Here is an 11,566-nt window from a genome sequence, read left to right as displayed (position 1 = left end):
ACGCAGCGGTGTGAGACGGGCATTCTTGTGGATGTTCATTCGGACCCTCCGATGGATGCTGAAGCGTGGTAACTCCAGTCTCCTCGGTCCGGTCCGAATGGACAACCTCTCGAAAGCTCACACCTAGGATGGGTGCTGCCACGCGGCTCGGACTCAGCGTGCATTATCACGTAAATGTTGAGAGAATGAATGGCGCCGCGAAGGGCAATTCCAGCCGTCCAAAGCGACAGGCGTGTCGCGGCCTCGACATTGCAGTGGCGCTTACCTAACACGGCCTCACACTGCCCTCTAAACGGCCCCGAATTTGAACTGACGGCCCCTGGCCGGTTCATCGGGCAGGTCAAGGGCTAGGTGTAGTACACAGGGCTCATAACTTTCAGTTTCTAGTTGGTACGATGGGCCGTGGACGGTCGATGCAGACTTCAAGATGGCGAACGAAGCTCTCCATGCGTGCGTTGTCGAGGCAAGTGCCTTTGCCATGCTCGCGACTGGAGAGATTTCAAAATGAGCCTTGTAAGCGGAGAATGCCGCCGACGCTGTTCGGCTTGCTCGTGCCCTTGACGGCGGTAGGCTCGGCAGGGCCGAGGCCAGAGTTGCCGTAGTGGTCGTAATCGACCTCGGCTGTGACCGTGAAGCCGGGAACGACCATGTAGGCGACGTTTGCAGCCACACCAGCATCCTTGAGCTGATCACCCGAGACCTGAAGGTTGAACGAAGTTTTCTCGTCAAACTCGTAGGTGGCGCCCGCCCAGAAAGCCCACTGGCCGTTCCAGATTTTGTACGAGCCGCGCCCATGATTGGCAATTGCGCCGTTTGAGTCCTCGTTGAGACTGGCATTGGAACCGTAGCCGAAGAGTCCAAACAGCGACAGCTGGTTTGTGACAGCGACGTCGACGCGGATCTTGCCGGCAAAAGCTTCGTAATTGCTGTCATAAGCCGCGACGCCGATGATCGAGCCCCAGCCTTGCGTGTATTTCAAGCCGGCGACAACGTGCGGAATATAGCTGTCGATAGTACCGGCTGAGCCCGATCCTTGTTCGAGCGAAATCACAGTCGAAATGCCGTTGCCGGCGTCGAAGTGGTACTGAGCCACGTTGGTGTCGAAGCCGGCCGACGGAACGAGCATACTATCGAGAACGTTGCCAGCGTAGCTTGCAAACGTATCGAAGGCCGACCCCTCCTTGCCAACTCGCAGGCCTCCCAGCTCGACCCAGGCAGAAGCCAGTGCGAGGCCGCTGTTGAAATCATAGTTCTGAGGACTGTCATGCGAGTTAGCGCTGTTGCCAAAATTCACCTGGGTTTCGGTATAGGTCGTCAACGCGCCGAGCTCGGTCTGCTGGCCGGTCCAAGTTTTGAACGTGAAGCGTGTGCTGTTTCGCCAAGTGCCTTGGTCCTCGCCAGTTCTCACGTCCGAGGTTCTTGCGCTGTCATACGATCGGACGTCACCCAGGCCGATATCGTAACGGACATAGCCGCCGATGCGCAGGCAGGTCTCGGTGTTGGGAATATAGGAATATCCCGAGCCGAGGACGTCGCAGATCTTGATGTACTCGGCCGGTTCCCGCTCGGCGCCAGCTGCTCGACCGACGGAAATGGTCATCAGAGCAGTTAAGCCGAGAAGAGGACTCTTGATGTACATGTCTAGATCTCCATGAAGGAATAAAAAGGATAGAGGCGAAAGAGCAAGCTTTTCCTCTAAATTTTGTGCGTGTTGTCTCCAATATGTGGACGCCAAAGCGCTTGACACGAGAGGTGAGCCAGCGTAAAAGCCACATGTACTTATAATAGTGTTTTCTGCTAGGAGATTCATTATCGTTTACATGTGAAACACTCCGGTCGGACCGCTGCAGCTCTCCGAATAGAGCAGCAAGCGACATGCCAACCTGAAGCGTAGATGCGGCCGACACCAAAATCGGGCCGACGCGCCTTCGTCTCGCTGGAATCACTTTTTTTGAGGGTCACTGCGAAAAGAAATGTGCGACACGGTTCGCCATGTTCGATATGTGACAGTCTCGTTTAACAGCGACGGCTTCCCGTCTGACCGCAACGGAGGCCGCGCCATCCGCTACCGAGAAGGATCACTGCGCGTACGCTCCGCAAGGGCTGCGCCAGGAACAGAGGGCGTGCACGTCCGAGGCGTCGCATGGTGGCCGCAGCACCTTTTCGCCGCTGTAAGTTCGCCGTGCAGGTACATTGCGCGGCCGGAAGCGAGAGGGAGCGCACCCTGAAACGGCTGCCTACGGCTCGCCTCGAGTAATTGGCGATGAACAGTATTCTCGAGAACTTAGTCTCGACGGAAAGAGCAACGAAAGGAAGCCGCTTGGACGAGCACGATCCGAAGGAAGAACCGATCGAGACCATTTTCCGCAACGGCACAATCACTGCCGTGGGTATCCTGCTTGCCTTTTCCCTCGGCTTCCTCACTCATTGGGCCGCGAACCCCTTGCCATGGCAACTCTACGATCTGTTCGCCGTAGTGCCGATCCTGCTCGGCATCGCACTGCAGATGAGAGCGCTGTCCATGCTGCTCGACATGAGTTCCTTGCGGCGCCCCATCTACGAACGCGCCAATCGCATTTTCATGGTCGGCCTCATCCAGACCGCGTGTGGCGTCGGCATGGCCATCTTGGTCGATCTTTTCGGGATATCGGTAGGGGGCACGCTGCCCGGCGCTTGACGACAAGCCACACCGCTCTTCGCTCGAAGCGACGTCAAGCCGGGGAACCTTGTGCACCCCCTAGCGGCGTCCTCCTTTCATCAAATGAGCCGACGTCAGCTTTAGAGCGTCTCGGTGGCTAAAGCCGGTATGGTTTTTCGGCCGGCAGGGAAGGCCGCTGGCTGGACCTGGATGGCGTCTGAACGAGGCTTGACAGGTCCGTTGCGTCGGACATGAATTTCGCATTGCAAAGTTCTTCCGCAGACGCCTCAAGCACACTGCACTGGCGTCACGTACTCAGACGTTGAATGCGGCACCGCACCATCACCTCAGGCGCAACCATGGCACGCGCGCTCCCCGGCGTGGTTGACCCCATCCTGTCCAAACGAGACTGCGACATAAGCGGGACGCACTGACTTAGGTCAGAGACCAGGACGAGCGCGCAACGAAAGAATGATGGATGAGCGACGTGGGATGACAGCTCCTTGCACACCTCAATCCTGACAAAGTACCGGGACCCCCGGCCGCCTTGGTATACCATCTATCCGACTGTGCCAGACTTCTCTGCGGCAGTTGGTGCTGACGATTATGAGGAATGGCTGGGGGGCCTCCCGGCCGACGAATCGGTGTCGCTCTATTTCCACATTCCGTTTTGCCGATCCATGTGCTGGTATTGCGGCTTCCCTACCGCGGTCATCCGTCGCAACGGCCCGATCCTTAATTATTTAGCGGTGCTGCGTCAGGAGATCAGTTTGGTGTCGGAGCAAGTGCGGCAAGGGCTGCCGGTGAGCGATGTGCATTTCGGCGGCGGAACGCCTCACCTTATCGGGCCAGCCGAGCACTTGGCGCTGATGGAATTTCTACGCCGCCACTTCGCTTTCAGCAAAACTGCTGCGATCGCCGTGGAGATCGATCCCCGAACGTTCACACCGGAAATGGCCGAAGCCCTGGCAGCTAACGGTGTCAACCGCGCGAGCATCGGATGCAGAGCTTTGATCCCGATGTGCAAAGGCGATCAATCGGATCCAGAGTAAGGTGCAGACGGCCGCTGCAGTCCAAAATCTCCGCCGGCATGGCGTTGGCCATATCAACTTCGACCTCATCTTCGGTCTACCGAAACAGACTGTGCAGTCCTGCATCCAGACCGCGATGGCTGCGGTCGCCATGCGCCCCAACCGGCTTGCGGTGTTCGGATACGCGCATATTCCTTCCGTGATAAAGAATCAGCGCCTAATCGAGCAGGCAGGTCTACCGGACGGCGATCTTCGCGCCGAACAGGCTGCAACTGTCGCCGAGACACTGGTTGGCGCTGGCTACCGGGAGATCGGGCTCGATCATTTCGCTCCGCCGGACGACGAACTTGCGCTAGCGCCAGAAGACCGGGCGCCTACGGCGTAATTCGCTGGGATACTCGGCCGATACTTGCAAAACGTGATCGGCTTCGGCGCGTCGGCTATTGGCCGAGTCCGCGAGGGGTATGTTCAGAACGAAGTAACACGGGATTCTTACGCCCGGCACATCGCAAGTGGACGTCTGGCGACATCAAAGGGTCACCGTCTGACCGACGATGACCGGGTGCGCGCAGCGATCATCGAGCGACTGATGTGCGATTTGGAGGCCGACGTGCCGACCATCTGTGCCGCCCACGAAATCGAACCAGCTCGTTTTCTCGATTCAGTTGAGAGTTTGGTGACGCTGGCTGAGGAGGGGATCCTGGACGTCGAAAACGGCTTCATCCGCGTGCGGCCGGAGCACCGCTTTGTTGTTCGCGCCGTTGCTGCTGCATTCGATGCTTTTCTCGCGAATCGATGAGTTGAGGCCACGACGCCGAAAGGCATCAGACCTTGTTTGGCGCTCGTCGGCATGGGCTCTCGCAGAAGACTCCGCAAGCGTATGCAGGGGACTTCCACTTGACGCCGCGTTCACCATCATCTCGCCTGGGTGCGCGCGAAAGCGCACAACCCGGAGCACGCTGCTCTCGGTGTGAGGCTGTGCTCTGCAAAGCACCGGTGATCCACCCTGTCCCTGGACAGCAGCTTGATGGCGTCATCTTGGAGGACGAGAAAAGATTGTCGAGGTACGGGTACGAATTGCCTCGGTCGTCCGTTCAATCGAAAGCACTGTCTGCGGAGGCACCTCTCCTTCATGCAGTGACAGGAGATGCTGGGCGACTTCCTTATCTGCTGCGGTGAGTCGATGATTTAGGCGGAGAAAGTCCATCCAGGTGGGGGTGCGGAATGTCTCCGTCCAAAGTGACGGTGTTTGCAGATTTCGCTGGAGCGTCCAGTTTCGTGCACCGGCACGGCTCTGGACGTGTCGCCGCGTGCGCATGGAGCCCAGAAAGGCCTCGATATTTTCCTCCGATATCAAATACTCGACCTTGGCCACGATAGGGCCACTTCTGGGTTTCAGATCGAGAGCCACGTCCGGCGGATGAAAAACTGAACTTTCTTGATCGGTTTCTTCCCAGGGACGGACCGGCAACACGATCCCCGCTGCTGCAACCAGCAACAGAGCGCCTGCGGCGCCCTCCAATGCTGAGGTCAAGGAATAGTTTTGCGCGACAGAACCCCAGATCCAGCTGCCAGCAGCCATACCGCCTGCGCTCAAGGCGTAGTAAATGGAGAGCGTGCGGCCTACAACCCACCTTGGGCTTGCCAACTGCACCGACACGTCAATGCCCGTCCAGGTGATAAGCCAACCCGCTCCGCCGAGCGCCAGCGAAATGGCCGCCACAGGAAGCGACGATGTAAGGGCAAGGGAGAGGCAACAGACTGCACAAGCCACAGAGGCGAAGGCCACCAGCCTGTTTTGAGACGTGACCTTCCTCAAGAAGCCGTTGCCCATACCCGCGATGAAAGCACCCATGCCGAAGCCGGCCAATAAGATACCGTAGACAATTGGCCCACTCTTCAACTGATCCCGGACGACGAGGGGGAGCAACGCCAGAATGGAGATGCTTGCCAACCCGAAAAGAGCGGCTCGGGCGGTCGCTGCCCTGATCTCCAAAGACATCGCCGTAAAGCGCACTCCGTCATGAATTGCCGTCGTCATTCTCTCACGAGGGAGAGGCGAAGAGCGGACCTCCCATTTGGTGCGCCATATCGCGCTTATGGGCGCCAGATCACTCACCGCAGCCAAGGCGAAAGCGGCCAGCGGCCCAAAGACGGCCAGGATCACGCCCCCCAAGGCTGGACCAACGCTGCGCACAATGTTGTATCCGACGGACATAAGCGTCACTGCGGCCGGAATGTCGCGTTTGTGAAGGATATCGCCGACCGAAGCGTGCCAAGCCGGATCATTCAAGGCAAAGCCGCAGCCGGCCAGGAAACCTAACCCGAGAATCAGCCAAGGACTGACAAATCCCAGACCCACAGAAATCATCAGCGTCGTCGACGCCGATGCTATCAGGCAGTGTCCCGCAAACATCACCCACCGGCGGCTGAAGTTGTCGGCAATGGCTCCGGCGAAAACTGAGAGGAAGAACACCGGCAATGTGGATGCGGCCTGGACGAGTGCCACCATGAGGTCGGACGCTGAAATCGTTGCCATAAGCCAACTGATGGCGACCGTTTGCACTAGCCAACCGAGGCTGGAAATCTGGGTGGCCGCCCAAATTGAGCGAAACACCTTGTTTCGAAATGGGGCGAGCGTCTTTGAAACGGGCGGTTGGGGATTTTCGCTCTGCATGAGGTATTGCTGGCCTTCGATGAGCGCTGCGATTTGAGCAAGCGGGTCGATACTTAGACATCGCGGAGCACCGCACGGACCCCAGCTCTATGGAGCTTGCCGGCGACTATTTGCGTATTGAGCCATTCTCATAGTCTCATTCATGAGCAGTCCTGTGCGCAAGCATTGCTTTGCTAAATTCCCACCACAAGCGCGCCGCCGCTGAGACCCGCACCCGCTGCCGCCAAGAGGACTTTCTCGCCAGGCCGAAACGGCTGCGCCCGATGGGCCAGCGACAATGAGAGCGGGATCGTCGCGGCGGAAGAGTTGCCATATTCGGCGATCGTCTTGACGATCGAGTGATCAGCGATGCCGAGGTTCCTGCCGACCGCGTCGAAAATGCGCGCATTGGCCTGATGCGGCACGAAACGATCGAGGTCTTGCGGCCTCAGTCGGGCAGCAGTGAGCGCATCTCTCGAGCAGGCGGTCATCATCTCCACGGCCTTGCTGAATACTTCACGGCCGTCAGTGATCGTCATCCGTGTCTGCGCGAGGTCGAGGTCGGCATGGAACGGAGTGTTGCTTCCCCCGGCGGGAATCTGGATTAGCCCGTAGCGCGAGCCGTCGGAATCCACCGAAGCGCCGAGAATGCCTCGATCCGGGTCATCGCAAGGACTGATCACCATGGCGCCGGCGGCATCGGCAAACAGCACGGCGCTGGCGCGCTCGGCCAAATTGATGCGGTGGCTGAGGATGTTGGCGGCGATGACAAGGCTCGCTTTGCCGTGCAGGCGGGTGAACCCGTCGGCGAACATCAGCGCATAGATGAAGCCGGCGCAGGCGCCGGTCAGGTCGATCGCTCCGGCGCGGCCTAGCCCCAGCCGATGTGCGACCAGCGGCGCGCTTGGCGGCAGAAGGTGATCGGGCGTCGACGTGGCGAGCAAGAGTAGACCGACGTCGCCGCGGTCGATACCGGCATTGGTCAGCGCCATGTCGCCGGCAGAGGCGGCAAGGCCCGACAGCGTGTCTTCGTCTGTTGCCCAGAAGCGCGAGCGAATTCCGGTGCGCCGCTCGATCCAGCCGGGCTCAAGCCCGAGCCGGTCTTCGATTTCCGGGTTCTCGACCTTGCGCGTCGGCGCATGATGGCCGAAGCCGAGAACGCGCGACGATAGGTTCATGGCCGCGAGCCGAAGCGTTCGCCGGCCTCCTCTATCGCGTCATAGAGCCCGTCCAATTCGTCGCTGGTGATGCAATAGGGCGGCAGAAGATAGAGGACATTGCCGAGCGGGCGCACCAACAGGCCGCGCTCAAGGAAAAAAGCGCGCAGTTTTGGCCCGATCTCGGCCAGATAACCGGCTGAGCCGGTGCGTAGGTCGAGTGCCGCGATGGTGCCGGTTGTCCGGCAGTCGGTGAAATATGGATTGTCCCGGAAGCGTTGCAGCCCCGCGGCCTGCCTCGCGCTCAAGACCGCGATCCGCTCGGCCACCGGCTCGTCACGCCAGATCTCGACATTGGCAAGTGCTGCCGCGCAGGCGATCGGATTGGCGGTGTAGGAGCTCGAATGGAAAAACGTCTTCTTGCGATCCTCCGAAAAGTGAGCGTGGAAGATGGCATCGGTGGCGATCGTGGCGGCCAGCGGGATGGTACCACCGGTCAGACCTTTCGAGGTGCACAAGATGTCGGGCGAGACGGACGCCTGTTCGCAGGCAAACATGGTTCCGGTGCGCCCCCAGCCGGTCATCACTTCATCGGCGATCACGAGCGTGCCGGAGGCTTCGGCGATCCTCTTCAATTCGGCAAGAACCCAGGCCGGATACATCAGCATGCCGCCGGCGCCAAGCACCAGCGGCTCGACGATCAGCGCGGCTGCGCGCCGGTCGCGGCTAACGGCCTCGAACCGATCCAGCGTTTCCTGCTCGCGCCCGGCGGCCGGGAAGGGGATGGTGTCGACCTCGAACAGCAAAGGCTCATAGGCGGCGTTGAAGACGCCACGGGCGCCGACGCTCATCGTGCCGATGGTGTCGCCATGATAGCTGTGCTCCATGACGGCGATGCGCGAACGCGACGCGCCGATGTTACGGAAATAGCCGAGCGCCATCTTCAGCGCGACTTCGACTGAGGTCGAGCCACTGTCGGAATAGAACACCCGGTGGAGGCCGGCGGGTGCGATGCCTACAAGCGCCTCGGCCAGCCGTTCGGCCGGCTCGTGGGTGAAGCCCGCGAAGATGATCTGGTCGAGGCTCGAGGCGGTCGTCTCGATGGCCTTCATGATGCGGGGGTGGCGATGGCCATGGGTGACGACCCACCAGGAAGAAATCGCATCGAGGATGCGGAAGCCGTCGGCCTTGTGGAGATAGGCGCCTTCAGTCAGCACGATTTCAGGGAGCGAGGGCTCTAGCGCGTGCTGCGTGAACGGATGCCAGACTCGAGACTCCGCCATCAGTCGCCTCCGGCAATCATGGCCAGGTCGAAGCCGGAAATCATTGCATCTCTCAACGTTTCACCCGTCAGCGGACCGAGGTGCGGCAGCCTGCCCAGCTGCGGCACGCCGCCGAATTCCACGATTGTCCTTTGTGTATCGGCCACCTCTTCGCCAATGAAGGCAATGCCGATGAGCGGGATGGAGCGGGCTCTCAGGGCCTCGATCGACAACAGCGTATGATTGATGGTGCCAAGCGCGGTGCGGGCGCACAGTATGACCGGCAGCCGCCATTGTTCGAATATGTCAATGAACCTTGTCTGTCGATTGAGCGGCACCATCAGCCCGCCGGCGCCTTCGATGACGAGCGGTGTCGGCAGGACCGGAAATGAAAGATCGTCGGCCTCGATCGCGACGCCGTCGATTTCGGCTGATCGATGCGGCGACAGCGGCATCGTCAGTCGATAGACTTCGGGCAGCACGCGTCCGTCGGGCAAGCCGGAAAGCCGGGCGACGACCTCGCTGTCGGTCTCCTCGTTGAGGCCCGATTGCACCGGCTTCCAGTAGAAGCCGTCGAGCAGCCCGGCAAGTCCGGCCGAAAACACTGTCTTGCCAATTCCAGTGTCTGTTCCGGTGACGACGATGCGTTTGGTCATGCTGTGGCCAACACTCCGACGAGAGCCTCGACCATGGCGGAAATGTCGGCTTCGTCGACGTTGAGAGTCAGCGAAATGCGCAGGCGCGACGTACCCTCAGGCACTGTCGGCGGGCGAATGCCGCGTATGTCGAAGCCGCGTGCCTGCAGTCCTGCCGCCACCGCCATGGTGCGGCTGTTATCGCCGATCACAAGCGGCTGGATCTGCGAGCCGCTGGGCATCACGCCGCAGCGTTCGGCCAATTGCCGGCTCGCGAAAGCGACACGCTCGTGCAACTGAGCACGACGCATAGGCTCGTCAGACAGAATAGTCAGCGCCTCACGTGCCGCGACTGCCATCAGCGGCGATGGTGCGGTCGCATAGATGAATGGCCGGCACCGGTTGATAAGATAGTCGCACAGTGTTCGCGGTCCGGTAACGAGCGCGCCGGATGCGCCAAGCGCCTTGCCGCATGTGTGGAGCGTGACGATGTTGTCGCGGCCTTCATACGCGGCGGCCAGTCCCCGGCCGTCCGGTCCCCAGACGCCGGTGGCATGCGCTTCATCGACGACGATGAATGCCTGGTACCGATCAGCCAGCGCGACCAGGCTCTCCATCGGCGCACGGTCGCCATCCATGCTGTAAAGGCTTTCGAAGGCGATCCACACCCGCCCCATGCCGCCTTCGGCGCGCCAGCGGGTGATTGCGTCCTCGACAGCGTCGACGTCGTTGTGCGCGGCCAGCTTGAACTCAGCGCGCCCGGCCTGGGCACCCTCATGCATGCTGGCATGAGCGAGCTCGTCGAGGACCAGCAGGTCGCCTTTCTGCGGCAGGGCCGTCAGCAGAGCGAAGTTGGCGATATAGCCGCTGCCGAAGAACAGTGCACGCTCGGCTCCGAAAAATGCCGCTGCGTCCGCCTCCAGTTGCTCATGTTCCGGTGCATTGCCGCGCAACAGCCGCGATCCGGTGGCGCCCACTGGCGTGCCCCGCGCAATCGCCGTCGAAACCGCATCGCCCAGTCTTTTGGAGGCGGCAAGTCCGATATAGTCGTTCGACGAGAAGTCGAGCCCGGCGCGCGGTGCGAGCGTCCGCAACCGGTCCTTGCGCCCCAGTCCCCGCAAGGTTGCGTCATAGCGGGCAAGAATTGCCTCCTTCATTGCGTGGCGAGTTCCATAGGCTCAATGCCGAGGCGCCGGAACAGAAGGGTATCCTTGTCCTCGCCGGGATTTCCCGCCGTCAGCAGCGTGTCGCCGACAAAGATCGAATTGGCGCCGGCAAAGAAGCACAGCGCCTGCGTTTCGTCGCTCATCGCCGTCCTGCCGGCGGACAGCCTTACATAGGATTTCGGCATCATCACCCGCGCGAGCGCAACGATGCGGACGAAATCGATCGGATCGATGGCGTCGGCCGCGGCAAGCGGCGTGCCTTCGATGGGAATAAGCATGTTGATCGGCACGCTTTCCGGCGGCTCGGGCAGGTTCGCGAGCGTGACCAGCATGTCGATGCGATCGGTCTTTTCTTCTCCCATCCCGACAATGCCGCCGCAGCAGACTTTCATCCCAACCGCGCGCACGTGCCCAAGCGTTTTCAGCCGGTCGGCAAAAGTCCTGGTTGAAATAACCTCGCCATAGTAGCGCTCAGAGGTATCGATGTTGTGGTTATAGTAGTCGAGACCGGCCTGCTTCAGGCGAGCAGCTTGCTCAAGATCGAGCATGCCGAGCGTCATGCAGGTCTCCATGCCGAGGGCCTTGACGCCCTCAATCATGGCGACCACAACGTCCATGTCGCGCTCCTTGGGACTTCGCCACGCCGCGCCCATGCAATAGCGCGTTGCGCCGCCATCACGCGCCTTGGCCGCTTCGTCGATGACATGCTTGACGTCCACCAGCTTCGACGCCTTCACACCGGTTTCGTAATGCGCAGACTGGCTGCAATAGCCGCAATCTTCGGGGCACCCGCCGGTCTTGATGCTAAGGAGCCGCGACAGCTGCACTCGGTTTCGATCGAAGTTCTGGCGGTGGATCGTCTGAGCCAGGAACAGCAGATCGTTGAATGGCATGCCGTAGATGGCCTCGGCCTCTTTGCGGTTCCATCGCGGAGGCGTTCCGTCGACCGATTGCATGGTCTGGTTCACGTCGAACTCCGAGTTCATTCCAATCGTCATCGTCAAACCTTTGTTTGCTAGTC

8 protein-coding genes and 1 pseudogene are annotated in these 11,566 nt (G+C 60.5%); 2 read left to right on the top strand and 7 right to left on the bottom strand.

All coding sequences use genetic code 11. The features are described 5' to 3' along the window. Positions 1–499: 499 nt before the first annotated feature. Entirely contained in the window at positions 500–1,639 is a 1,140-nt protein-coding gene (locus tag EOA16_RS31545; RefSeq protein ID WP_063169258.1) for a porin, read from the bottom strand. Between the two features lie 681 nt (positions 1,640–2,320). Between EOA16_RS31545 and EOA16_RS31540 the strand changes: the two genes are divergently transcribed. After that, positions 2,321–2,677: a hypothetical protein gene (locus EOA16_RS31540; RefSeq protein ID WP_024505577.1), complete on the top strand. Its 357-nt coding sequence runs from the start codon at positions 2,321–2,323 to the stop codon at positions 2,675–2,677. A 464-nt stretch (positions 2,678–3,141) separates the two neighbouring features. Continuing rightward, positions 3,142–4,468 (top strand): annotated as a pseudogene (gene hemN / locus EOA16_RS31535) (oxygen-independent coproporphyrinogen III oxidase). A gap of 234 nt (positions 4,469–4,702) precedes the next feature. Here hemN and EOA16_RS31530 read toward each other — a convergent pair. From EOA16_RS31530 to bioB, 6 genes are all read right to left on the bottom strand, one after another. Beyond that, complete coding sequence (locus tag EOA16_RS31530) at positions 4,703–6,346, bottom strand: MFS transporter (protein ID WP_063169257.1); 1,644 nt, start codon at positions 6,344–6,346, stop codon at positions 4,703–4,705. A gap of 173 nt (positions 6,347–6,519) precedes the next feature. Further along, complete coding sequence (locus tag EOA16_RS31525; RefSeq protein ID WP_063169256.1) at positions 6,520–7,503, bottom strand: beta-ketoacyl-ACP synthase III; 984 nt, start codon at positions 7,501–7,503, stop codon at positions 6,520–6,522. After that, positions 7,500–8,765, bottom strand: coding sequence for an adenosylmethionine--8-amino-7-oxononanoate transaminase (locus EOA16_RS31520; protein WP_063169255.1), 1,266 nt, complete (start codon positions 8,763–8,765; stop codon positions 7,500–7,502). Before EOA16_RS31520 ends, EOA16_RS31525 begins: the two co-directional genes overlap by 4 nt. Beyond that, on the bottom strand, positions 8,765–9,400 hold the full coding sequence (bioD, locus tag EOA16_RS31515) for a dethiobiotin synthase (RefSeq protein WP_063169254.1): 636 nt from the start codon (positions 9,398–9,400) through the stop codon (positions 8,765–8,767). Before bioD ends, EOA16_RS31520 begins: the two co-directional genes overlap by 1 nt. Continuing rightward, on the bottom strand, positions 9,397–10,536 hold the full coding sequence (locus EOA16_RS31510) for an 8-amino-7-oxononanoate synthase (RefSeq protein ID WP_024505572.1): 1,140 nt from the start codon (positions 10,534–10,536) through the stop codon (positions 9,397–9,399). The genes bioD and EOA16_RS31510 overlap by 4 nt, the downstream gene beginning before the upstream one ends. Then, the gene (bioB, locus tag EOA16_RS31505; protein ID WP_224570943.1) at positions 10,533–11,501 is read right to left on the bottom strand and encodes a biotin synthase BioB; all 969 of its coding nucleotides are present in this window, start codon (positions 11,499–11,501) and stop codon (positions 10,533–10,535) included. The genes EOA16_RS31510 and bioB overlap by 4 nt, the downstream gene beginning before the upstream one ends. Between the last annotated feature and the right edge of the window lie 65 nt (positions 11,502–11,566).

The sequence above is a fragment of the Mesorhizobium sp. M7A.F.Ca.US.008.03.1.1 genome (genome assembly GCF_003997495.1).
Taxonomy (GTDB): domain Bacteria; phylum Pseudomonadota; class Alphaproteobacteria; order Rhizobiales; family Rhizobiaceae; genus Mesorhizobium.
Note: the sequence above shows the minus strand (reverse complement) of the source record. Positions and strands in the feature narration are given on the sequence as shown.

What these genes read in the sequence shown, in the direction of transcription:
- EOA16_RS31545 (WP_063169258.1), bottom strand. Translation starts at nt 1,639, where the DNA reads ATGTACATCAAGAGTCCTCTTCTCGGCTTAACTGCTCTGATGACCATT.
- EOA16_RS31530 (WP_063169257.1), bottom strand. Translation starts at nt 6,346, where the DNA reads ATGCAGAGCGAAAATCCCCAACCGCCCGTTTCAAAGACGCTCGCCCCA.
- EOA16_RS31525 (WP_063169256.1), bottom strand. Translation starts at nt 7,503, where the DNA reads ATGAACCTATCGTCGCGCGTTCTCGGCTTCGGCCATCATGCGCCGACG.
- EOA16_RS31520 (WP_063169255.1), bottom strand. Translation starts at nt 8,765, where the DNA reads ATGGCGGAGTCTCGAGTCTGGCATCCGTTCACGCAGCACGCGCTAGAG.
- bioD (WP_063169254.1), bottom strand. Translation starts at nt 9,400, where the DNA reads ATGACCAAACGCATCGTCGTCACCGGAACAGACACTGGAATTGGCAAG.
- EOA16_RS31510 (WP_024505572.1), bottom strand. Translation starts at nt 10,536, where the DNA reads ATGAAGGAGGCAATTCTTGCCCGCTATGACGCAACCTTGCGGGGACTG.
- bioB (WP_224570943.1), bottom strand. Translation starts at nt 11,501, where the DNA reads ATGCAATCGGTCGACGGAACGCCTCCGCGATGGAACCGCAAAGAGGCC.